The 21,094-nt window shown below is 67.1% G+C and carries 22 protein-coding genes and 1 pseudogene; 18 read left to right on the plus strand and 5 right to left on the minus strand.

Annotated elements, in window-relative coordinates; translation table 11 throughout:
• Positions 1–559: pseudogene (locus tag U1F38_RS14525) on the plus strand (signal recognition particle protein); the annotation flags it as partial.
• A gap of 117 nt (positions 560–676) precedes the next feature.
• Positions 677–1,156: a low molecular weight protein-tyrosine-phosphatase gene (locus U1F38_RS14530; RefSeq protein ID WP_409987883.1), complete on the plus strand. Its 480-nt coding sequence runs from the start codon at positions 677–679 to the stop codon at positions 1,154–1,156.
• A gap of 58 nt (positions 1,157–1,214) precedes the next feature.
• Here the strand turns inward: U1F38_RS14530 and U1F38_RS14535 are convergent, their stop codons facing one another.
• Positions 1,215–2,162: a LysR substrate-binding domain-containing protein gene (locus tag U1F38_RS14535; protein ID WP_409987790.1), complete on the minus strand. Its 948-nt coding sequence runs from the start codon at positions 2,160–2,162 to the stop codon at positions 1,215–1,217.
• A 118-nt stretch (positions 2,163–2,280) separates the two neighbouring features.
• Here U1F38_RS14535 and U1F38_RS14540 point away from each other — a divergent pair, with 118 nt between their 5' ends.
• The 5 genes from U1F38_RS14540 (at position 2,281) to U1F38_RS14560 (ending at position 6,142) form a co-directional block, all read left to right on the plus strand.
• A complete protein-coding gene (locus U1F38_RS14540) occupies positions 2,281–3,171 on the plus strand; it encodes a pirin family protein (protein ID WP_409987791.1) in 891 nt (296 codons plus the stop codon).
• Between the two features lie 250 nt (positions 3,172–3,421).
• The gene (locus U1F38_RS14545; protein ID WP_409987792.1) at positions 3,422–4,036 is read left to right on the plus strand and encodes an NADPH-dependent FMN reductase; all 615 of its coding nucleotides are present in this window, start codon (positions 3,422–3,424) and stop codon (positions 4,034–4,036) included.
• Between the two features lie 60 nt (positions 4,037–4,096).
• The gene (locus U1F38_RS14550; protein ID WP_409987793.1) at positions 4,097–4,996 is read left to right on the plus strand and encodes a pirin family protein; all 900 of its coding nucleotides are present in this window, start codon (positions 4,097–4,099) and stop codon (positions 4,994–4,996) included.
• A gap of 30 nt (positions 4,997–5,026) precedes the next feature.
• Complete coding sequence (locus tag U1F38_RS14555; RefSeq protein WP_409987794.1) at positions 5,027–5,500, plus strand: DUF2127 domain-containing protein; 474 nt, start codon at positions 5,027–5,029, stop codon at positions 5,498–5,500.
• Between the two features lie 78 nt (positions 5,501–5,578).
• Positions 5,579–6,142, plus strand: a complete 564-nt coding sequence (locus U1F38_RS14560; protein WP_409987795.1) for a C40 family peptidase — start codon at positions 5,579–5,581, stop codon at positions 6,140–6,142.
• Between the two features lie 46 nt (positions 6,143–6,188).
• Here U1F38_RS14560 and metK read toward each other — a convergent pair whose 3' ends face one another.
• On the minus strand, positions 6,189–7,388 hold the full coding sequence (gene metK / locus U1F38_RS14565) for a methionine adenosyltransferase (RefSeq protein WP_409987884.1): 1,200 nt from the start codon (positions 7,386–7,388) through the stop codon (positions 6,189–6,191).
• A gap of 143 nt (positions 7,389–7,531) precedes the next feature.
• Here metK and U1F38_RS14570 point away from each other — a divergent pair, with 143 nt between their 5' ends.
• Both U1F38_RS14570 and U1F38_RS14575 read left to right on the plus strand, forming a co-directional pair.
• Positions 7,532–8,365 (plus strand): lysophospholipid acyltransferase family protein, encoded by an 834-nt coding sequence (locus tag U1F38_RS14570; protein WP_409987796.1) that lies wholly within the window; start codon positions 7,532–7,534, stop codon positions 8,363–8,365.
• Positions 8,362–9,228: a lysophospholipid acyltransferase family protein gene (locus U1F38_RS14575; protein WP_409987797.1), complete on the plus strand. Its 867-nt coding sequence runs from the start codon at positions 8,362–8,364 to the stop codon at positions 9,226–9,228. The genes U1F38_RS14570 and U1F38_RS14575 overlap by 4 nt, the downstream gene beginning before the upstream one ends.
• Positions 9,229–9,347: 119 nt before the next feature.
• On the opposite strand, the gene U1F38_RS14580 is transcribed toward U1F38_RS14575, so the two are convergent.
• Positions 9,348–10,553: a PKD domain-containing protein gene (locus tag U1F38_RS14580; RefSeq protein WP_409987798.1), complete on the minus strand. Its 1,206-nt coding sequence runs from the start codon at positions 10,551–10,553 to the stop codon at positions 9,348–9,350.
• A gap of 150 nt (positions 10,554–10,703) precedes the next feature.
• Here U1F38_RS14580 and U1F38_RS14585 point away from each other — a divergent pair, with 150 nt between their 5' ends.
• From U1F38_RS14585 to U1F38_RS14595, 3 genes are all read left to right on the plus strand, one after another.
• Positions 10,704–10,955 (plus strand): helix-turn-helix domain-containing protein, encoded by a 252-nt coding sequence (locus U1F38_RS14585; protein ID WP_409987799.1) that lies wholly within the window; start codon positions 10,704–10,706, stop codon positions 10,953–10,955.
• A 145-nt stretch (positions 10,956–11,100) separates the two neighbouring features.
• On the plus strand, positions 11,101–11,460 hold the full coding sequence (locus U1F38_RS14590; protein WP_409987800.1) for a type II toxin-antitoxin system ParD family antitoxin: 360 nt from the start codon (positions 11,101–11,103) through the stop codon (positions 11,458–11,460).
• Positions 11,372–11,839 (plus strand): type II toxin-antitoxin system RelE/ParE family toxin, encoded by a 468-nt coding sequence (locus U1F38_RS14595; protein ID WP_409987801.1) that lies wholly within the window; start codon positions 11,372–11,374, stop codon positions 11,837–11,839. The genes U1F38_RS14590 and U1F38_RS14595 overlap by 89 nt, the downstream gene beginning before the upstream one ends.
• On the opposite strand, the gene U1F38_RS14600 is transcribed toward U1F38_RS14595, so the two are convergent.
• Entirely contained in the window at positions 11,728–12,639 is a 912-nt protein-coding gene (locus tag U1F38_RS14600) for an alpha/beta fold hydrolase (RefSeq protein WP_409987802.1), read from the minus strand. The genes U1F38_RS14595 and U1F38_RS14600 overlap by 112 nt on opposite strands.
• Positions 12,636–13,355, minus strand: coding sequence for a ribosome biogenesis GTP-binding protein YihA/YsxC (gene yihA, locus U1F38_RS14605; RefSeq protein WP_409987803.1), 720 nt, complete (start codon positions 13,353–13,355; stop codon positions 12,636–12,638). The genes U1F38_RS14600 and yihA overlap by 4 nt, the downstream gene beginning before the upstream one ends.
• A gap of 115 nt (positions 13,356–13,470) precedes the next feature.
• Between yihA and U1F38_RS14610 the strand changes: the two genes are divergently transcribed.
• The 6 genes from U1F38_RS14610 to mpl all read left to right on the plus strand — a co-directional run bounded on the left by U1F38_RS14610 (position 13,471) and on the right by mpl (position 21,076).
• On the plus strand, positions 13,471–14,091 hold the full coding sequence (locus U1F38_RS14610; protein ID WP_409987804.1) for a c-type cytochrome: 621 nt from the start codon (positions 13,471–13,473) through the stop codon (positions 14,089–14,091).
• 184 nt (positions 14,092–14,275) lie between these two features.
• Entirely contained in the window at positions 14,276–16,426 is a 2,151-nt protein-coding gene (locus U1F38_RS14615; RefSeq protein ID WP_409987805.1) for a cytochrome c biogenesis protein ResB, read from the plus strand.
• Between the two features lie 4 nt (positions 16,427–16,430).
• Positions 16,431–17,768 carry a c-type cytochrome biogenesis protein CcsB gene (gene ccsB, locus U1F38_RS14620; RefSeq protein ID WP_409987806.1) on the plus strand — a complete coding sequence of 446 codons (1,338 nt, stop codon included), beginning with the start codon at positions 16,431–16,433 and terminating at the stop codon, positions 17,766–17,768.
• Positions 17,769–17,819: 51 nt separating this feature from the next.
• On the plus strand, positions 17,820–18,800 hold the full coding sequence (gene msrP, locus U1F38_RS14625; protein ID WP_409987807.1) for a protein-methionine-sulfoxide reductase catalytic subunit MsrP: 981 nt from the start codon (positions 17,820–17,822) through the stop codon (positions 18,798–18,800).
• Positions 18,801–18,816: 16 nt separating this feature from the next.
• Positions 18,817–19,434 carry a sulfite oxidase heme-binding subunit YedZ gene (locus U1F38_RS14630; protein ID WP_409987885.1) on the plus strand — a complete coding sequence of 206 codons (618 nt, stop codon included), beginning with the start codon at positions 18,817–18,819 and terminating at the stop codon, positions 19,432–19,434.
• 226 nt (positions 19,435–19,660) lie between these two features.
• Complete coding sequence (mpl, locus tag U1F38_RS14635; RefSeq protein ID WP_409987808.1) at positions 19,661–21,076, plus strand: UDP-N-acetylmuramate:L-alanyl-gamma-D-glutamyl-meso-diaminopimelate ligase; 1,416 nt, start codon at positions 19,661–19,663, stop codon at positions 21,074–21,076.
• Positions 21,077–21,094: the final 18 nt, after the last annotated feature.

The following is a 21,094-nucleotide window of genomic DNA, read 5'->3' on the forward strand; positions in this document are numbered from 1 at the left end:
CCACGCCGGCCGCATCCTGGGCATGGGCGACGTGTTGGCGCTGGTCGAGCAGGTGACGGCCAACGTGGACATCGAGGCGGCCAAGAAGCTGGCTGAGAAGGTCAAGAGCGGCAGCGGCTTTGATTTGCAGGATTTTCTGGGCCAGTTGCAGCAGATGAAGCAGATGGGAGGCTTGTCGAGCCTGATGGACAAGCTGCCCACGCAGATGGCCGCCAAGGCCAGCGAGGCCGACCTGACCCGCGCCGAGAAAGACGTGCGGCGCAAGGAAGGCATCATCAACAGCATGACCCCCGAAGAGCGCCGAAAGCCCGAACTGCTGAAAGCCAGCCGCAAGCGCCGCATCGCGGCCGGCGCCGGCGTGCAGGTGCAGGAGGTCAACCGCCTGCTCAAGGAATTCGAGCAGATGCAGGGCATGATGAAGCAGATGAAGGGCGGCGGCCTGATGAAGATGATGCGCCGCATGGGCGGCATGAAGGGCATGAAAGGCCTGATGGGCGGCGGCATGCCCCCGCTGCCGCCGGGCATGGGCGGGCCGGGCGGCGGCAAGCGGCCGTTCTGATCCATTTTTCAAGTCGTATCCGGCTCCAGCGCTTTCTGGACAAGCGCAAACAGCTATCGATACATGAGCACCTCGCATCCCGTCGATGCCCACGCCATGCCCCGCGTGCGCGTGCTCATGGTCTGCATGGGCAACATCTGCCGCAGCCCGACGGCGCAGGGCGTGCTCCAGCAGAGGGTGCAAGACGCCGGCCTCGCCGATCGCATCCACATCGATTCGGCCGGCACGCACGGCTGGCACGTCGGCGCGCCGCCTGACGAGCGGGCGCAGCAGCACGCGCTGCGGCGCGGCTATGACCTGAGCGGCCAGCGCGCCCGCAAACTGTCGCGGCAGGACTTTGACGATTTCGATTGGGTGCTGGTGATGGACGCCGCCAACGAGCGCGCCGCCCGCACCCTGTGCCCGCCCGAGCATGCGCACAAGTTGCGGCGCCTGACCGACTTCTGCACCCACCACCGCGCCAGCGATGTGCCTGACCCGTACGACGGCGGCGAGGCGGGCTTCGAGGCCGTGCTCGATCTGGTGGAAGACGCCTGCGCCGGCCTGCTGCGCAAGCTGGCGGCGCCCGCCGATCGCGCCGAAGCGCAAAAATTTTGATGTTTTTTTGCCACCCGGACTTGTGGAGCAAGCGCGTGCAGCTACATATTCAATAGCGTCATGATGGCGCCGACAGGCAGCGCCGCTCCTCGATCAGCCGCGCAAAGCCCGCCGCCAGCGCGTCGATCAACTGGCGCACCGCCGCGCGCATGCCCTGACGGCTGGCGTAGGCCACTTGCACCACGCCGGGCGGCGCGCTCCACTCGGGCAACAGCACCTGCAAGGCGCCGCGCTGCAGGTATTCGTAGACCATCAGTCGCGGCAGCAGCGTGCAACCGGTGCCGGCCAGCGCTGCGTCCAGCAGGGTGCCCACGTCGTCCACCACCAGGCGTGGCCGGTGATGGTGTTCGACCCACTCGCCCCGCGGGCTGCGCAGGCGCCAGCGCTGCTCGTCGGGTGAATTGCCCAGGCCCAGCGTCGGCAGCACGGCCAGATCGCTTGGCACGGCAGGCGGCGGCGCATTGGCCAGCAGCTGCGGCGCGGCCACCAGCAAGGCCTCGCTCAGTGCCAGCGGACGGATGACTTCGTCCTGCGCCAGCTGGGCGTCAGTCGCGCGCACGCGCAACGCCAGATCGACGCCGTCGTGCCACACGTCGACGTTGCGGTTGCTGGCCTGCACCTGCAGCTGCACCTGCGGCCAGCGGTTGAGGTAGTCGGCCAGCATGGGCGCGACGGTGCTGTGCAGCAGCGCCGGCGGACACGACAGGCGCACGGGGCCGCGCGGCGCGCCGCTCAAGCCCTCGGCCAGCGCCTGCGCGGCGGCGGCCTCGTCAAGCATGGCGCGGGCGTGGCGCAGCACCTGCTGGCCGGTGTCGGTGACGGCAAAGCGGCGCGTGCTGCGCTGGATCAGGCGCGCGCCCAGTTGCGCCTCCAGCGCGGCCAGGCGGCGGCTCAGGCGCGACTTGGGCGTGCCGGTGGCGCGCTCGGCGGCGGCAAAGCCACCGTGCTCGGCCACCAGGGCAAACAGGGCCAGGTCATCGAGATTGGGCGTGGTTGGTGTGGTCATCGTTTCAATATTGGAACACTGAGCGCCAATTTAGCCTGTTTATCTTTGATTGTTGAATCCATATCATTCAATCATCGCGCTGGCAGACCGGCCGGCGCCATGTACCTGGAGATTCACCATGTCCGACACCCTGACCCTCACCCGCAAGAACGTGCTGTCCACCCGCAGCGCCCCCGGCCGCCACTGGGTGGGCGACGGTTTTCCGGTGCACGGCCTGTTCGGCTACAGCGGCGAGGGCGTGGCCGAGCGCAGCCCCTTCCTGATGCTCGACTACGCGGCGCCGACCGAGTTCAAGCCCACCACGCACCGGCGCGGCGTGGGCAGCCACCCGCACCGCGGCTTCGAAACCGTGACCATCGTCTATGACGGCGAGGTCGAGCACCGCGACTCGACCGGCGCCGGCGGCGTGATCGGCACCGGCGACGTGCAGTGGATGACGGCCGGCGGCGGCATCATCCACGAGGAGTTCCATTCGGCCGGCTACGCCGCGCGCGGCGGCCCGTTCGAGATGGTGCAGCTGTGGGTCAACCTGCCCGCCAAGGACAAGATGGCGCCGGCGCACTACCAGGGCATCACGGACGCGCAGATTCCGGCCGTCGCCCTGCCCGATGGCGCGGGCCAAGTGCGCGTGATCGCGGGTGCCTATGGCGCGGCCAAGGGTCCGGCGCGCACCTTCACGCCGATGAACGTGCTGGATGTGCGCCTGGCCGCCGGCCGCACGGTGGAGCTGCCGCAGCCCGAGGGCTGGAGCACGCTGGTGGTGGTGCTGGCCGGCACGGTGCAGGTCAATGGCAGCGCCGTGCTGCGCGCCGCCGACGTGGCCACGCTGTCCACCGAGGGCACGGGCCTGACGATCGAGGCGGGCGGCGACGCCAAGCTGCTGGTGCTGGCCGGCGAGCCCATCGACGAGCCGGTGGTCGGCTACGGGCCGTTCGTGATGAACAGCGAGCAGCAGATCCGCCAGGCCATCGACGACTTCAACAGCGGGCGCTTCACCGGCATGCACTGATCGCCGGCGCGCTGCGGATGCGCTGTCCAAGACAGCCGGACGCAGAGGACGCAGAAGGATCGCAGAGGACGCAGAAGATACCGATTGAATTGCTCCTTTAACAATAGCTATTCGCGCTTATCAGACAAGGGCTGGAGCCGAATTTGATTTGCATATTTGGATTCTTTTGCGTCCTTTGCGTGCTCTTCGCGTCCTCTGCGTCCGGCTGTTTTTCTTTCGATTCAACAACCTTCACCAACAGGAGTTCCCCGTGAACAACAAACTCAACATCGCCCTCATCATCGGCAGCACGCGCCAGGCCCGCCTGGCGCCCAAGGTGGCCCGGTGGCTGCACAAGGTGGCCAGCCAGCGCCCCGACATGAACGTCGAACTGGTGGACCTCAAGGACTACGACCTGCCGCTGTTCGACGAAAAAGCCTCCAACCTGTGGATGCCCAGCGAAGACCCGCGCGCCCTCGCCTGGCAAGAGAAGATCGGCGAGTTCGACGGCTACCTGGTGACCACGGCGGAATACAACCACTCCATGACCGGCGCGCTGAAGAACGCGTTTGACCAGGCCTACGTCGAATGGGGCCGCAAGCCCATCGGCTTCGTGGGCTACGGCGGCGTGGGCGGCGCGCGCGCCGTGGAACATGCGCGCCTGGTGGCCGTCGAGCTGCAAATGGTGCCGGTGCGCACGGGCGTGCACATCGCCGGAGGCGACTTCTACGCCGTGTACCGCGGCGAAAAGACCATGGCCGAGATCGAAGCCCACCTGCTGCCCGCCACCGGCGCCATGCTCGACGAGCTGGCGTGGTGGGGCCAGGCCACCCGCGCCGCGCGCAAGCAGGCCGCCGACGACGCCATTGCCGCGGCGGCGGCCTGACCCAGGCCGGCACCACGGGGCGATCCGCGCTAACCTCAGAACTGACCGCACGGAGGCCTCATGACGCAACCCCTCGCCCCCCAACGCTACAGCTCGCGCCTGTCCGTCATCGGCGAAGACACCCGCGTGGCGCGCGCCCTGCCCCACCGCGCGCGGCGCACCGTGGGCGCCTGGTGCTTTCTGGACCACGCCGGGCCGGTGCAGTTTGCGCCGGGCAAGGGCATGCACGTGGGCGCGCACCCGCACATCGGCCTGCAGACCTTCACCTGGCTGATCGAGGGCGAGGTGGTGCACCGCGATTCGCTGGGCAACGAGCAGGTGATCCGCCCCGGCCAGGTCAATCTGATGACCGCCGGGCGCGGCATCGCGCACACCGAGGATTCGGTGCTGGACGGCACGCGCCTGCACGCCGCGCAACTGTGGATCGCGCTACCCGAGGGCGAGCGGCGACGCGAACCGGCCTTTCAGAACCACCCCGATTTGCCGATCGTTGAGACGGGCGGCTTTCGCGCCACCGTGCTGGCCGGCAGCACGCTGGGCCGCACGTCGCCGGCGCGGGTCTACACGCCGCTGGTGGGCATCGACCTGGACGCGGCCGGCGCGGCCCGCACCGAGGTGCCGCTGGAACCCGGCTTCGAGCACGCCGCCCTGGTGCTGCGCGGCGCCGCCACGGTGGGCGGTGAGGCGCTGGCGCCCGGCGAATGGCTGTACTTTGCGCCGGGGCGCAGCGCGCTGGAGCTGCGCTGCGATGCGCCGGCCCACCTGCTGCTGGTGGGCGGCGAGCCGATGGACGAGCCCGTCCTGATCTGGTGGAACTTCGTCGCGCGCACGCAGGACGAGATGCAGGCCGCGCAGGACGACTGGAACGCCGGCCGCTTTGCCGCCGTGCGCGCCGGCAGTCCGGCCGCGCCGCTGGTGGCGCCCACGCTGTCGGGCGTGCAGTTGCGATCCGGCGCCTGAGCCAGTTGCCGCCCGCGCGATACTGCGCACATGCCTGCCGCGTCGCCCCGCCTGATCGAGCGCTCCGTCCACGCCGTCGCCGCGCTCGAATGGCTCAAGGGCCTGGCAGCGCTGGCGCTGGCCTTCGGCTTCGACACGCTGCACCGCCTGGGCCTGCACGAGGTGGCCGTGGCGCTGGTGGGGCATCTGCACCTGAACGCGCACTCGCATTGGCCCGCCTTGTTCGTCGGCTGGTCCGATCGCCTGCAGCACGTGCACCCCGGGCAGGTGGTTGCGTTTGCCCTGGCGTATGCCGCCCTGCGCCTGGCCGAGGGCTGGGGCCTGTGGCGTGACCGTGCCTGGGCCGAGTGGCTGGCGGCGCTGGCCACCGGCATCTACCTGCCCTTCGAGTTGTCGCACCTGCTGCACCGCCCCGGCTGGGCCGCGGCGCTGGTGCTGGGGTTCAACCTGGCGGTGCTGGCGCTGATGGTGTGGCGGCTGCGCGGGCGGCGTGCGTCGGCTTGACGCAAAGTCTGGACAAATCCGGTCTGCTATCTAGAATATAGCTTGCTGCGCTTGTCGGATGCGCGCTGGAGCCCGAAATTGCCTCAAACCCAAGCCCTCCTCGTCGATCGGCGCGCCGCCCTGGCGCTTGCCGCCGCCGCGTTGCTGGCCGGTTGCGCCAGCCCGCCGGCGCCGCGCGCACCCGCCGGCACGGTGGGGCGGCGCGAGCCCGCCTCGCCCATGCCGCCCTCGCGCGCGCCGCTGGACATCGACCCGGGCGAGCGCGAGGCTGCCGTCGCACAAGCCATGCTGCTGGTCAACACGCCCTACACCTACGGCGGCAACACGCCGCGCGGCGGCTTTGACTGCAGCGGCCTGATCCAGTACGTGTTTGCCCAGATCACCGGCACCGAGCGCCGCCTGCCACGCAGCACGGCGCAGTGGGCGGCCGTGAGCGTGCCGGTGAATGACGCGCAGATGGAGCGCGGCGACCTGGTGTTCTTCAACACCAGCGGTGCGGCGTTCTCGCACATGGGGCTGTACGTGGGCAACGATCAATTCGTGCACGCGCCCTCGACCGGCGGCACCGTGCGCAAGGTCAGCCTGGACAACCGCTATTTCGCCATGCGCTACATGGGCGCGCGGCGGGTGTTCGCGGCGTAAAAAAACCGCAGGGGCCTCCTGCGGTTTTTTGTTCGCGCCCAACGCTTCAGGCCAGCGCAAGCTCCTTCAAACCCGCGGCCTCGCGCAGGACCGCCACCTTGTCTGTCGCCTCCCAGGTGAACTCCGGCTCGTCGCGGCCGAAGTGGCCATAGGCGGCGGTCTTGCGGTAAATGGGACGCAGCAAGTCCAGCATCTGGATGATGCCCTTGGGGCGCAGGTCGAAGTGATCGCGCACCAGCTTGGCGATTTCGGCATCGGGGATCACGCCCGTGCCCTCGGTGTAGACGGTGATGTTCATCGGCTGCGCCACGCCGATGGCGTAGGCCACCTGGATCTGGCACTGGCGCGCCAGGCCGGCGGCCACGATGTTCTTGGCCACGTAGCGCGCGGCATAGGCAGCGCTGCGGTCCACCTTGGTGGGATCCTTGCCGCTGAAGGCGCCGCCGCCGTGCGGGCAGGCGCCGCCGTAGGTGTCCACGATGATCTTGCGCCCGGTCAGGCCGCAGTCGCCCTGCGGGCCGCCCACCACGAAGCGGCCGGTGGGGTTGACCAGATAGCGCGTGTTCTTGAGCCACTCGGTGGGCAGCACGGGCTTGATGATTTCCTCGATCACGGCCTCGATGAAGCTGGCCTTCATCTTGGTCGCCGTCTCGCTCTGGTCGGGGCTGTGCTGGGTGGACAGCACGACGGTGTCGATGCTGTGCGGCTTGCCGTCCAGGTAGCGCATCGTCACCTGGCTCTTGGCGTCGGGGCGCAAAAAGGGCAATGCGCCGCTCTTGCGCAACTGCGCCTGGCGCTCGACCAGGCGGTGCGCGTAATAGATGGGCGCCGGCATCAGCGTGTCGGTCTCGTCGCAGGCATAGCCGAACATCAGGCCCTGATCGCCTGCGCCGGTGTTCAGGTGATCGTCTGACGCGTGGTCCACGCCTTGGGCGATGTCGTTGCTCTGCTTGTCGTAGGCCACCAGCACCGCGCAACCACGATAGTCGATGCCGTACTCGGTGTTGTCGTAGCCGATGCGGGCAATGGTGTCGCGCGCCACCTGGATGTAGTCCACATGCGCGTTGGTGGTGATCTCGCCGGCCAGCACGACCAGGCCGGTGTTGGTCAGCGTCTCGGCCGCCACGCGTGAGCGCGGGTCTTGCTCGTAGATGGCGTCGAGGATGGCATCGGAGATTTGGTCCGCCACCTTGTCGGGGTGGCCCTCGGAGACGGACTCGGAGGTGAAGAGAAAGCTGCTGGCCAGATCCATTGAATAAACTCCAGTCGTTTGAACACCTGCGTTGCCAAACCGGTTGGAGCTCTGGCGAACGCTTTAGCAGAATTTTTTAACGTCGCCCCGCAAGTAGTTCCATAACTCGGCGACCCGCAGATTTTAGTCCTTGTCGCATGCTCTCGTTGTATCGCCTTGCGTCGAAGTGGCCATTGGGCCTGCTGCATGCCATCGGCAGCGTGCTGGGCTGGCTGACCTGGCTGGCCTCGCCCACCTACCGGCGCCGCTTTGCCGACAACGCCGCGCGCGCCGGCTACCGCTTTGGCCAGGTGCGCGCCGCCGTCGCCCACGCCGGGCGCATGGCGGCGGAGACGCCGCGCCTGTGGTTCGGCGCGCCGGTGCCGGTGCAGTGGGACGGCGCCGAGCTGATCGAGGCGGCCTACGCCGCCGGTCGCGGCATCGTCTATCTCACCCCGCACATGGGCTGCTTCGAGATCACCGCGCAGGGCGCGGCCACGCGCTTTGGCGCCACGCGCGGGCCCATCACCGTGCTGTATCGCCCGGCGCGGCAGGCGGCGCTGGCCCAGGTGCTGGCGACGGCGCGCCAGCGCGAGGGCCTGGAGACGGCGTCCACCACCCTCACCGGCGTGCGCCAGATGATCCGCGCGCTGCGCGCCGGCCAGGCCGTGGGCCTGCTGCCCGACCAGGTGCCGCCCGAAGGCCAGGGCCTGTGGTCGCCGTTCTTTGGCCAGCCGGCCTACACCATGACCCTGGCCGCGCGCCTGGTGCAGCAGACCGGCGCCATGCCGCTGCTGGCCTGGGGCGAGCGCCTGCCGCGTGCGCGCGGCTACTGCATCCACCTGCAGCCCTTTCCCGAGCCCCTGGCCGCCGACCTCGAAACCGCCGTCGGCCAGATCAACCGCGCCATGGAGCAACTCATCCGCCAGTGCCCCGGCCAATATCTGTGGGGCTACGGCCGCTACAAGACGCCGCGAAAGGCTGCCGCATGACGAGCGCCGCGCTGATGTTCTTCATGCGCCTGCTGGCGCGCCTGCCCCTGCCCGTGCTGCGCGCCCTCGGCGCGGTCACCGGGCGGGTGCTGTACGCGACGGCCCGCAAGCGCCGCCACATCGCGCTGGTCAACCTGCGCCTTTGCTATCCCGATTGGAGCACCGAGCGCTTGCACGCCGTGGCCCAGCGCAGTTTTATTCTGTTCAGCCAGGCCTTGCTGGACCGCGCCTGGCTGTGGCACGCTGACCCCGCCGTGGTGCGCGCGCGCCTGCGCATCACCGGCGCCACGCAGGACCTGACGCGCGAAGGCGCGGTGGTCATGTTCGCCCCGCACTTCTACGGCATGGACGCCGGCGGCAGCGCCGTCATGGACCAGATCGAGCGGCCCGCCTGCACCATCTATTCGACGCAAAGCAGCCCCGCCGTGGACGCCTGGATGCGCGCCGGCCGCCTGCGCTTTGGCCGGGCCACGCTGCTGTCGCGCCAGGACGGCCTCAAGCCCGTCGTGCGCGCGCTGCGCGAGGGCCAGATGCTGTACCTGCTGCCCGACATGGACCTGGGCCCGCAAGAATCCATCTTCGTGCCCTTCTTCGGCATCCCCACCGCCACCGTGCCCTCGCTGCCGCGCTTTGCCAAGCTGGGCGGCGCGCGCGTGGTGCCGGTGGTGACGCGCCTGACGCGCGCGGGCTATGAGGTGCGCGTGCATCCGGCCTGGCCAAACTACCCCAGCAACGACGTGGCCGCCGACACCGCGCGCATGAACGCCGAGTTGCAGGCCTGGATCGACACCATGCCCGAGCAGTACTACTGGGTGCACAAGCGCTTCAAGACGCGGCCGCCGGGGGAGCCGTCGGTGTATTGAGGCTTTTCATGGCTCTCGCGCCTGTCACGTCTGCGCGGACAGCTATTGATGCTGTAGTACTTTGCGCTGCGCCAGAACAGCCTTCAGATGTTCGTGGACGCGTTCATCTGGCGCAAAGGCTATGGCGATGGCGTTGCAGCGTCGGGCGCGGTCAGGATCGGCAGGTACGTCACGTAGTCGCTGGACGTGAGATCGTCGTTCTTGTCCTGGATCATCTTATTGATCACCGCAATGTCCGTCGTGCCCCAGTAGTTCCTGGAAGCATTGATGTGAGCGCTCGTGTAGCCGTTCGGCAATTCCACGGCAATGCGATCAGTTGAGAGGAACGAGTTGAGCGACACATCGGCGCTTGCCGAACCGTACATGGCCCAGTTGGTGACCGGCGGACTCTTCCATTCGATAAAGGCATTGTTGCGGATGGTGAGCGCAACGTCACTGAGACCATACGAAATGCCGCCGGAGCGTACAAAGACGTTGCGCTCGATCTTGCTTGGACCCGTTGGATACCAAAGATAGATATACGCGTTATAAGTATCCAAGTCGGAAAGCCGCGAATCCGTCAACTCCAAGGTTCCGTAAATGGCGTTCCCGGTAGCAGCGTAGACGCTCCCGCCCGTAATCTGTGCGCCGCGAATGCGGATGGCATGGTTGTTGGCCATCGTGCCCGCCGGTGAAATGACGGTATCCGAAATGGTGACCTTGTTCGACGGCGTCCCATTGACTGCCAAGGTTCCTTGAACCTGGATGTCCTGATGGTTGCCCATGACTTCGACGCCCGGTTCGATATTGAGCGCTGTCGCCGCCGGAATCATCAGTTTTCCAGTGATGACGTACGGAGAATTTTTCAGGCTCCAGGACGTTGTTCCGGCAATCGCTCCCGCTACCGGCGTGCCGACGCGGACTTCAATGGTTTCGGGAGCGCTGTTGCTGACCCCGTCGCTGACGACCAACTGCAGGGCGTAAGTGCCAGCGAGGTCTGGCTCAATCGAAGCCACGGAAGCTGTCGGGTTGCCAAGGGCCGCACGGCTGGATTCCGGTCGTCCCACGATGGACCACTGGAAGGTGAGCGGGGCACTTTCAGGGTCGGTGCTTGCCGTCCCATCCAACGAGACGCTTTGACCAACCAGTTTGATGCCGGAGATCGGGGCAATGTGGGCAGTTGGTGACTGGTTGGCTGGCGCTGGTGCGGGACTTGGCGCTGGCGCTGGTGCGGGACTTGGCGCTGGCGCGGGACCAGGTGCAGGGGAGCTATCGCCGCCGCCTCCGCAAGCGGCCAGTGTCGCAGCGACGAGGCAGGTCAACAGCATGGACGTGCGCGTATTCATTTGAGTTTCCTCGAAAGTTTTCGGGGGCGGTGGGGTTGCCATTCCGAATGGTTGGAAAGTGTGAAATGTATGAATTGGTGTGTGTATCAATGAGTGTACCAAAGACAAATTCTCTGGGTGCCACAACGTCGGACACCACCGAACAAAGCCTTGGGACTGCGGATCAAGCAGTTGCGTGCTGCGTTGGGCGTTACGCAGGAAGAGCTGGCCGATCGTTCGGGCATGTTTCGCACGTACATGAGCCGCATCGAATCGGGTGTCGCAAACCCAACCGTGACGATGCTGTATGCGGTGGCTGACGCCTTGGAAGTACGTGTGCAAGAGTTGTTCGACGACCCGAAGGAGGCTCCCGGGCGGGTCAGATCGAAAAAGCCGATATCGCGCGGTCGAGTGGATCGCTGAACGCGATCGACGGAGGTTGATTGACGTTCCGCATCAACCAAGAGTCGGGCAAGTTCACTTGCCCCGGGCATGCGCTCCCGGCATGGCGATGTCAATCATTGGCATTCCTTGATCGATTTCAATCGTCGTCTTTGAGGAACCGCACATGGGCATGAACGTCAATCTCCCCCCTTCACTCGAAGAGATGGTCAGGGCCAAGGTCGGTTCGGGTATGTACGCGTCGGTCAGCGAGGTCGTTCGCGAGGCCCTGCGTCTCATGGAAGAGCAGGATCGCCTACGTCAACTGAAATTGGACGAATTGCGTCACCAAATTCGCAAGGGCTTCGAGAGCGACCTTGGCGAGCCATGGGACGCCGCCGCAATCAAACAGAAGGCAGAAGGCGCGCGCCCGTCGTTCACTGAAGACCGCGGCATAGATGCCCCGGGTCACGCGCCGCCCGCTGGTCGAGACGGACATTCTGGAGATTTGGGATTACATCGCGGCGGACAGTGTCGAGCAGCCTGATCGCTGGATCGACAAGCTGGATCAAAGCCTTCACCTGTGGGCGACACAACCCATGATGGGGCGCGAGCGCAAGGAGCTGGCTTCCGGTTTGCACAGCCTCCCATTCGGGCGCTACGTCGTGTTCTTTGTTCCGCTGGAAGACGGTATCGGCGTCGTTCGAGTGATGCACGGCAGCCGCGACATTGCAGCGCTTTCACCAGTAGGAGAAACGACGGGATCCGATCAACGCTTATTCTCAGCCCGCGCCATCACAGCGCAAACAGCTATCTATTTCGAAGCAACAAAAGCCCCGATGTGCCCCGCCACCGCCTCGGGTTGCTCGTGCACCACCCAGTGCGTGGCGCCGGGCATGGGCTGCACGGTGAGTTTTGGCACGTAGGCGTCCAGCCCTTCCAGCAGGCCGGGCAGCAGGGCCGTGTCGTCCATCGCCCACAGCACCAGCGTCGGCACCTGCACGCCCACCTGATCGGCGGTCAGCAGCGGAATCGCATCTCCCGCTTGCCCGGGCAGCGGCGGCTTGAGGGGCGTGACGCGATAGAGGTTGCAGGCGCCCGTGAGGCCGTGGCCCCACACGTCGCGGTATTGCTGGCGCACGGCTTCGGTCAGCCAGCCAAAGCCCTCGGGCCCGGCGCGCATGGTGGTGAAGAAGGGCCACATGCGGCGGTAGTCGTCTGCGGCCAGCAGGGCCTCGGCGTCGGGTCGCGCCAAGAAGTGCATGTAGGCGCTGGCTTTTTGCTGCGCCGGGTTGTTCTTGAGCTCGCGCGCAAAGGTGGCGGGGTGCGGCGAGTTGATGATGACCAGGCGCCCGATGCGGTCGGCATGCGCATGGGCCGCGCCCCATGCAAAGGCGCCGCCCCAGTCGTGCGCGACCAGGGTGTCGATGCGGCCGGCCACGCCCTCTTGCCCGGCCAGCGCCATGATGTCTTGCAGCATCAGCGCGGGCTTGTAGGCGGCAACCTCGGCAGGTGCGCTGGATTTTTCAAAGCCACGCAGGTTGGGCGCCACGCAGCGAAAGCCGCCATGCTGGGGCAGCGCAAAATGCTGCATCAGCGTGTCCCAGATGAAGGCGCCCTCGGGAAAACCATGCAAAAACAGCATCAGAGGCCGCCCGCGCTGGCCGGCCGCGCGGCAGCTCAGGGTGATGCCGTGCGGCAGATCGGTGCTGAAGGTTTCGATCATGGTGCGCTCTCCTGGGGTTGGACGGGGGTGGGCGGTCCGGCTTCATCGACGCGCTGGCGCAGCCACAGCGCCACCGGCTCGACCCCCTGCCGCTTGAGAGCCGAGAACAGCATGACCTGGCCGCCACCGGCCTGCAGGCGCGCGATCGACAGGGCCTTGGCCTGCTCGGCACGCGTGAGCTTGTCGGCCTTGGTCAGCAGCACCAGAAACCGCAGGCCCTGCTCGACCCGCGGGCGGATCACGTCCAGCAGGGCTTCGTCCAGTTCCTTCAGCCCATGGCGCGGGTCGGCCAGCATGACGACGGCGCGCAGGTTGGCGCGCGACACCAGGTAGTTGGCCATCACCCGCTGCCAGCGCAGCTTGTCGGCCAGCGGCACGGCGGCGTAGCCGTAGCCGGGCAGGTCGGCCAGCACGGCGTCGGTGGCGCCCTGGCGGCCCAGCGCAAACAGGTTGATGTGCTGCGTGCGGCCGGGATTGCGCGAGGCAAAGGCCAGCTGGGTCTGCTGCGTCAGGGTGTTGATGGCGGTGGACTTGCCGGCGTTGGAGCGGCCGACGAAGGCGATCTCGGGCGTGTCCAGCGCGGGCAGCTGGTCGAGCTGCGCGGCGGTGGTCAGAAAGCGGGCGGTGTGCAGCCAGCCCAGCGCCAGCCGCGCGGCAGCGGCGGCGGGCGAGTCGGCGTAAGGCGCTGGGCGGGATGGGGCGGGTCGTGTCGGCATGGGCAGGGCGCGGATCAATTCCCTTGCTGAAGATCAGGGATGCGCGGGCCGGCCATTGTAGAATTGCGGGGCTTTCCGCTCCCCGATCACCCCTCTTCAAAAAAGACGATCGCTCATGAAGTCGCTCGCAGCCTTTTTCGCCACCGCCGCGTTCGCCGTTGCCGCATCGGCTGCGGATGCGCCCGCCGCCCCCGCCAAGCCCGACCTGGCCAAGGGCAGCGCCAGCTACGGCACGGTGTGCGCCGCCTGCCATGGCGCGGACGGCAACTCCAGCGTGGCGCTGCAGCCCTCGCTGGCGCAGCAGCACCCCGAATACCTGGTCAAGCAGCTGCTGGACTTCAAGAGCGGCGCGCGCAAGGACGCCATCATGCAGGGCTTTGCCGCCACGCTGACCGAGCAGGACGCGCGCAACATCGCCTGGTGGCTGGCCTCGCAGAAGGAAAAACCCGGCTTTGCCAAGGAAAAAGACCTGGTGATGCTGGGCGAGAAGATTTACCGCGGCGGCATCATGGACCGCCACATTCCGGCCTGCGCCGGTTGCCACAGCCCCAACGGCGCAGGCATTCCGCAGCAATACCCCCGCCTGTCGGGACAGCACGCCGAATACACCGCCAAGCAGTTGGCCGCCTTCCGCGATGGCAGTCGCGGCAACAGCGTGCCCATGCACGACCTCTCGCAGTACATGACCGACCACGAGATCAAGGCCGTGTCCGACTACATCGCCGGCCTGCGCTGACGCGGCCCCACGGGCTTCGGCTCGCCACCGCGCCCGGTCCAGCCTGGCGCGGTTTGCTTTTTTGGTGATTGCGCTGCCAGGCAATCGATGACATGAATGGGCGCGGTGGCCGGAACCTTGGCTGCCGTGCCAGGCTCCAAGGCTTCGGCTGCGGCGCCTCGATCGCGGCAGACATCACGCTCACATGACGGCATCGGCAGACACCCACGGCTACGTTCCCCGGCACGGCAGGCCCGCCTGGCGCCACGCCATCGAGCTGCTGTCCTCGATGCGCTTTTCGATCTCGCTGCTCACGGTCATCTGCATCGCCTCGGTGATCGGCACCGTGCTCAAGCAGCACGAGCCCGTCACCAATTACGTCAACCAGTTCGGGCCGTTCTGGGCGGATCTGTTCCTCAAGCTCAAGCTCAACGCCGTCTACAGCGCCCCGTGGTTTTTGCTGATCCTGGCGTTTCTGGTCACCAGCACCTCGCTGTGCATCGCGCGCAACACGCCCAAGTACCTGGCGGACATGCGCAACTACAAGGAAAACATCCGCGAGCAAAGCCTGAAGGCGTTTCACCACAAGGCCGAGTTCGAGCTGGCCGGCGAGTCGCCGCAGGCCGGCGCCGAGCGCATCGGCCGCCAGTTGGCCAGGACGGGCTGGAAGGTGCGCCTGCAGCCGCGCGAGGTGGCCGCCGGCACGGGCGTGATGGTGGCGGCCAAGAAGGGATCGGCCAACAAGATCGGCTACATCGCCGCGCACAGCGCCATCGTGCTGGTGTGCCTGGGCGGGCTGCTGGATGGCGACCTGTTCGTGCGCGCCATGACCTGGATGGGCGGCAAGTCGGTCTATTCGGGCGGCGGGCTGATTGCCGACGTCAAGCCCGAGCACCGGCTGTCATCGGCCAACCCCACCTTTCGCGGCAACCTGGTGGTGTCCGAGGGCACGCAGTCCAGCACCGCCATCCTCAGCCAGTCCGACGGCATCCTGCTGCAAGACCTGCCGTTTGCCGTCGAGCTGAAAAAATTCACCGTGGATTACTACTCCACCGGCATGCCCAAGCTGTTTGCCAGCGACATCGTGATCCACGACTTCGCCACCGGCGACAAGACGCCTGCGCGCGTCGAGGTCAACCATCCGGTCAGCTACAAGGGCATCCAGATCTACCAGAGCAGCTTTGACGACGGCGGCTCGCACGTCAAGCTGCGCGCGCTGCCCATCCATGGCACAGGCAAGAGCTTCATGGTCGAGGGCACCATCGGCGGCTCCTCGCAAATCACCAACGGCAGCAACCAGATGACGCTCGAATACACGGGCCTGCGCGTGATCAACGTCGAGAACCTGTCGGATGCCGTCGCGGCCGGCGGCAGCGCCACGGACGTGCGCCGCGTCGATCTGGGCCACGCGCTGACGCAGCGCCTGGGCGCCGCCGACAAGTCGGCCACCAAGCGCGACCTGAAAAACGTCGGCCCCAGCATCAGCTACAAGCTGCGCGACGCGGCCGGCCAGGCGCGTGAGTACAACAACTACATGCGCCCCATCGACATGGGCGATGGCGTGCCGGTGTTCCTGCTGGGCGTGCGCGACAGCGGCGCCGCGGCCTTCCGCTATCTGCGCGTGCCGGCCGACGACAAGGACTCGATGGACGGCTTCATGCAGTTGCAGGCTGCGTTGCACGACCCGGCCGAGCGCGCGCAGGCCGTGCACCGCTACGTGGCCAAGGTGGTGGACCCGAGTCGGCCCGAGCTGGCCGAGCAACTGACGGTGTCAGCCACGCGCGCGCTGGACCTGTTCGCGGGCGACGCCGGCACCGCCACGGGCCCGCGCACGGCGGGCCTGCAAGCCGTGTCCGACTTCATCGAGTCGGCCGTGCCCGCGGGCGAGCGCGAGCGCGCCGCGGACGTGTTGCTGCGCATCCTGAACGGCAGCCTGTTCGAGCTGAACGCCCTGGCGCGCCAGGCCCATGGCGAAAAGCCGCTGTCCGAGACCGACGACAGCACCCGCCAGTTCATGACCCAGGCCGTGCTGGCCCTGTCCGACGCGCCGCTGTACCCGGCCCCGCTGGTGTTCGAGCTGGACGAGTTCACCCCGGTGCAGGCCAGCGTGTTCCAGGTGGCGCGTGCCCCTGGCAAAAATGTGGTTTATCTGGGCTGCGCCTTGCTGATCCTGGGCGTGTTCGCCATGCTTTACATCCGCGACCGGCGCCTGTGGGTCTGGCTGGCGCCGGTGACGAACGGCGGCAGCCATGCCATGATGGCCCTGTCGTCCAACCGCAAGTCGCTGGACACCGATCGCGAATTTGAACAACTGCGGCACAGCCTGCCTGCTGCGCCGCCGGTACACGGAGCCTGACGCCATGAACACCACCACCCTGGCCCCCGCGGGCGCACTGCGCTTCAGCGAAGGCTATTTCGCGCGCCGCACCTGGGGCGACTGGCTGTTTGCCCTGCTGGCCGTGGTGGGCGCCGCGGTGGCGTTTTCGCGCTACCACGACGCCATGGACGTGTACGACAAGGGCATCTTCATCGCCGCCGTGCCTGCACTGGTCTGGCTCGCCTGGGCCTGGCGGCCGCTGCGCAACCTGATGCTGGTGGTGACGGCCCTGTCGCTGCTGGCCATCGTGTCGTACCAGGGTGACCTGCGGCGCGGCGACACCGTGTTCTGGCTCAAATACTTCCTGTCCAGCCAGTCGGCCATCCTGTGGATGAGCATGCTGTTCTTCATGAGCACGGCCTTCTACTGGATCGGCATGTTCTCGCGCGGACCGGCGGCGGCCCTGGAAAGCCTGGGCAGCAAGCTGGCCTGGGCGGCGGTGACGCTGGCGCTGGTGGGCACCATGGTGCGCTGGTACGAGGGCTACCAGATCGGCCCCGACATCGGCCACATCCCGGTCAGCAACCTGTATGAAGTGTTCGTGCTGTTCTCGTGGATCACCGCCGTGTTCTACCTGTACTACGAGGCGCAGTACAAGACCCGCTCCATGGGCGCCTTCGTCATGCTGGTGGTCAGCGCCGCCGTGGGCTTTTTGCTGTGGTACACGCTGGTGCGCGACGCGCAGGAGATCCAGCCCTTGATTCCGGCGCTGAAGAGCTGGTGGATGAAGCTGCACGTGCCCGCCAACTTCATCGGCTACGGCACCTTCTCCCTGGCCGCCATGGTCGCCTTTGCCTATCTGGTCAAGCAGCAGGCGGCCGAGACGCGCTGGTACAAGCTCACCCCCATCTGGCTGTTGGGCATCGCGCTGTGCTTCGTGCCGATTGCCTTTCGCCAGCGCGGCGTGGGCGAAGCCGGCGGCAGCTACTGGGTGGGCTACGCGCTCATCGCCGCGCTGATCGTGGGCGGCATCCTGCTGGGGCGCAAGCGCATCACCGAACGCCTGCCCAGCCTGGAAGTGCTGGACGACGTGATGTACAAGTCCATCGCCGTGGGCTTTGCTTTCTTCACCATCGCCACCGTGCTGGGCGCGCTGTGGGCCGCCGAGGCCTGGGGCGGCTACTGGAGCTGGGACCCCAAGGAAACCTGGGCCCTGATCGTGTGGCTGAACTACGCCGCCTGGCTGCACATGCGCCTGATGAAGGGCCTGCGCGGCACCGTGGCCTCGTGGTGGGCGCTGGCGGGCCTGGCCGTCACCACCTTCGCCTTCATCGGCGTCAACATGTTCCTGTCGGGCCTGCACAGTTACGGGTCGCTGTAACCGGCGCGACGCCTGTGCCGAACTTGAAAGCGTGACCCCAAGGAGTTCGTCATGCTGATCCGTTCCCGTCCCGCTGCTTCCAACCCTCCGTCGCCCAGCACCATCACGCCGCGCGCCGTCTACGAAGACCGGCGCACCCTGCTCAAGGCGCTGGCGCTGGGCGCTGCCGGCAGCGCGCTGGCAAGTTGGGCCACGCGCGACGCACGGGCCGCCGTGAGCGGCCCGCTGGCCGCCACCCGCTCGTCGGTGGCCGGCGCCGTGACCATGGAAAAGGCGACGGCGCTGAAAGACGCCACCGGCTACAACAACTTCTACGAATTCGGCACCGACAAGGACGATCCGGCCCGCTATGCGAGCGCGCTCAAGATCGATCCGTGGTCGGTCGAGATCGAAGGCCTGGTCAACAAACCCGGCCGCATCGCGCTGGACGACCTGCGCAAGCTCAGCCCGCTGGAAGAGCGCATTTACCGCCTGCGCTGCGTCGAAGGCTGGTCAATGGTGATCCCCTGGATCGGCTATTCGCTCTCGGCGCTGATCAAGCGCGTCGAACCACAGGGCAGCGCCAAGTACGTCGAGTTCGTCACCCTGGCCGACCCCAAGCAGATGCCGGGCGTGCGCTCCAGCGTGCTTGACTGGCCCTACACCGAAGGCCTGCGCATGGACGAGGCGCTGCACCCGCTCACCCTGCTCGGCTTCGGCATGTACGGCGAGGTGCTGCCCCGGCAAAACGGCGCGCCGGTGCGCGTGGTCGTGCCCTGGAAGTACGGCTTCAAGTCGGCCAAGTCCATCGTCAAGATCCGCTTTGTCGAGAAAGAGCCCCGCACCGCCTGGGACAAGGCCGCGCCCAACGAGTACGGCTTTTATTCCAACGTCAACCCGGGCGTGGACCACCCGCGCTGGAGCCAGGCCACCGAGCGGCGCATCGGCGAGGACGGCCTGTTCGCCAAGCGCCGCAAGACGCTGCTGTTCAACGGCTACGAGGCCGAGGTCGGCCAGCTCTACGCTGGCATGGACCTGAAGAAATACTTCTGAGCCCAGCGTGAAGCCCGTGCGCGCACTGCTGCTGCATCCGGCCGCCAAGCCATTCGCCTTCGTGCTGTGCCTGCTGCCGCTGGCCTGGCTCGTCTACGGTGCGGCCACCGACAACCTGGGCGCCAACCCGGCCGAGGCGCTGATCCGCTCCTGCGGCGACTGGACGCTGCGCTTTTTGTGCCTGACGCTTGCCGTCACCCCCCTGCGCATCCGCACCCGCACACCGCAACTGGCGCGCTTTCGGCGCATGCTGGGGCTGTTCGTGTTTTTCTACGCGAGCTGCCATCTGCTGGCCTACGCCTGGCTGGACATGGGCCTGGATGCCGAGGACATCGCCCGCGACATCCTCAAGCGCCCCTTCATCCTGGTCGGCTTCTCGTGCTGGCTGCTGCTGTGGCCGCTGGCCCTGACCTCCGTCAACCGCGCCGTGCGCTGGCTGGGCGGTCGGCAATGGCAGGCCCTGCACCGCTTGGTCTATCTGATCGCCGGCCTGGCCCTGCTGCACTTCTTCTGGATGCGTGCCGGCAAGAACAACTTTGCCGAGGTGTGGGTGTATGGCGCCATCATCGGCGCCCTGCTGCTGGAGCGCCTGCTGCGCTACTTCACGCCGCGCCCGCGTTTGTCCGCGCGCTGACGAGGACCGTCAAAACAGCCGGACGCAGAAGACGCAAAGGTTTCGCGAAAGACGCAAAAGATTCAAAAATCCAGTTTGAATCTCGCAAAACTGCATGGATTCAGCGCAAGATGCTCTCGTTTCAAGAGCAATCTGGCCGGCTCCTTTAGCGTTCTCTGCGATTTTTTTGCGTCCTCTGCGTCCGGCTGTTGCCGGCTGTTGTCTGTCGCCTCAATAGAATCGCCCCATGCATATTCACATCCTGGGCATTTGCGGCACGTTCATGGGCGGCCTGGCCGCGTTGGCGCGCGAGGCTGACCACACCGTCACCGGCTGCGACGCGGGGGTTTATCCGCCGATGAGCGATCAGCTGCGCGCCCTGGGCATCGAGCTGATCGAAGGTTACGGCGCCGATCAGTTGAGGCTGCGGCCCGACATGTTCGTGGTTGGCAACGTGGTCTCGCGCGCACGCCTGGCCGATGGCGCGGCCAAGTACCCGTTGATGGAAGCCATCCTGGACGCCGGCGTGGCCTACACCAGCGGCCCGCAGTGGCTGGCCGAGCACGTGCTGGCCGGCCGCCACGTGTTGGCCGTGGCGGGCACGCATGGCAAGACCACCACCACCTCGATGCTGGCCTGGGTGCTGGAATGCGCCGGCCTCAGTCCCGGATTCCTGGTGGGAGGCGTGCCGCTCAACTTCGGCGTCTCGGCACGCTTGGGCGCCTTGGCTCCAGGGCAAGCGCGTCCGCTGTTCGTCATCGAGGCCGATGAATACGACACGGCCTTCTTCGACAAGCGCAGCAAGTTCGTGCACTACCGCCCGCGCACGGCGGTGCTGAACAACCTGGAGTTCGACCACGCCGACATCTTCGACGACCTGGGGCAGATCGAGCGGCAGTTCCACCACCTGCTGCGCACGGTGCCGGCCAGCGGGCGCGTGGTGGTCAATGATCTCGAAGAAAGCCTCGCGCGCGTGCTCGCCCAGGGCTGCTGGAGCGAGCGGCGCGGCTTTGGCAGCGCGGTGAGCGACTTCAGCGCGCACGGCGATGCATCCGACTTCGAGGTGCGCTTGCGCGGCGACGCCGTGGGCCGCGTGCAATGGGGCTTGTCCGGCGTGCACAACCAGCTCAACGCGCTGGCGGCGATCGCCGCCGCCGAGCACGTGGGCGTGGCGCCGGCGCAGGCCTGCCAAGCCCTCGGGCGCTTTGAAAACGTGCGTCGCCGCATGGAAGTGCGCGGCACCGTGGCGCGCCCAGGCGGCGTGATCACCGTGTATGACGACTTTGCCCACCACCCGACGGCGATGCGCACCACCATCGACGGTCTGCGCCATCAGCTGGACGCCGCCGGCAAGCGGGGCGAGCGCATCCTGGCCGTGTTCGAGCCGCGCAGCAACACCATGAAGCTGGGCGCCATGAAAAGCCAGCTGCCCTGGGCGCTGGAGCACGCCGACCTGACCTTTTGCCACAGCGGCGGGCTGGACTGGGACGCCGCCGCGGCACTGGCGCCCATGGGCGCACGCACCCACGTCGCGCCGGACGTGAACACCATCGTCGCCCAAGTCGCCGCAGCGGCCCAGGCAGGCGACCACGTGCTGTGCATGAGCAACGGCGGCTTTGGCGGGGTGCACGCCAAGCTGCTTGAAATACTCACAAAACAATAGCAACTTGCGCTTGCCAGG

This window comes from Ottowia sp. (genome assembly GCF_046348305.1).
Taxonomy (GTDB): domain Bacteria; phylum Pseudomonadota; class Gammaproteobacteria; order Burkholderiales; family Burkholderiaceae_C; genus Ottowia.

What these genes read in the sequence shown, in the direction of transcription:
- U1F38_RS14530 (WP_409987883.1), top strand. Translation starts at nt 677, where the DNA reads ATGGTCTGCATGGGCAACATCTGCCGCAGCCCGACGGCGCAGGGCGTG.
- U1F38_RS14535 (WP_409987790.1), bottom strand. Translation starts at nt 2,162, where the DNA reads ATGACCACACCAACCACGCCCAATCTCGATGACCTGGCCCTGTTTGCC.
- U1F38_RS14540 (WP_409987791.1), top strand. Translation starts at nt 2,281, where the DNA reads ATGTCCGACACCCTGACCCTCACCCGCAAGAACGTGCTGTCCACCCGC.
- U1F38_RS14550 (WP_409987793.1), top strand. Translation starts at nt 4,097, where the DNA reads ATGACGCAACCCCTCGCCCCCCAACGCTACAGCTCGCGCCTGTCCGTC.
- U1F38_RS14555 (WP_409987794.1), top strand. Translation starts at nt 5,027, where the DNA reads ATGCCTGCCGCGTCGCCCCGCCTGATCGAGCGCTCCGTCCACGCCGTC.
- U1F38_RS14570 (WP_409987796.1), top strand. Translation starts at nt 7,532, where the DNA reads ATGCTCTCGTTGTATCGCCTTGCGTCGAAGTGGCCATTGGGCCTGCTG.
- U1F38_RS14575 (WP_409987797.1), top strand. Translation starts at nt 8,362, where the DNA reads ATGACGAGCGCCGCGCTGATGTTCTTCATGCGCCTGCTGGCGCGCCTG.
- U1F38_RS14580 (WP_409987798.1), bottom strand. Translation starts at nt 10,553, where the DNA reads ATGAATACGCGCACGTCCATGCTGTTGACCTGCCTCGTCGCTGCGACA.
- U1F38_RS14590 (WP_409987800.1), top strand. Translation starts at nt 11,101, where the DNA reads ATGGGCATGAACGTCAATCTCCCCCCTTCACTCGAAGAGATGGTCAGG.
- U1F38_RS14595 (WP_409987801.1), top strand. Translation starts at nt 11,372, where the DNA reads ATGCCCCGGGTCACGCGCCGCCCGCTGGTCGAGACGGACATTCTGGAG.
- U1F38_RS14600 (WP_409987802.1), bottom strand. Translation starts at nt 12,639, where the DNA reads ATGATCGAAACCTTCAGCACCGATCTGCCGCACGGCATCACCCTGAGC.
- yihA (WP_409987803.1), bottom strand. Translation starts at nt 13,355, where the DNA reads ATGCCGACACGACCCGCCCCATCCCGCCCAGCGCCTTACGCCGACTCG.
- U1F38_RS14610 (WP_409987804.1), top strand. Translation starts at nt 13,471, where the DNA reads ATGAAGTCGCTCGCAGCCTTTTTCGCCACCGCCGCGTTCGCCGTTGCC.
- U1F38_RS14615 (WP_409987805.1), top strand. Translation starts at nt 14,276, where the DNA reads ATGACGGCATCGGCAGACACCCACGGCTACGTTCCCCGGCACGGCAGG.
- ccsB (WP_409987806.1), top strand. Translation starts at nt 16,431, where the DNA reads ATGAACACCACCACCCTGGCCCCCGCGGGCGCACTGCGCTTCAGCGAA.
- msrP (WP_409987807.1), top strand. Translation starts at nt 17,820, where the DNA reads ATGCTGATCCGTTCCCGTCCCGCTGCTTCCAACCCTCCGTCGCCCAGC.
- mpl (WP_409987808.1), top strand. Translation starts at nt 19,661, where the DNA reads ATGCATATTCACATCCTGGGCATTTGCGGCACGTTCATGGGCGGCCTG.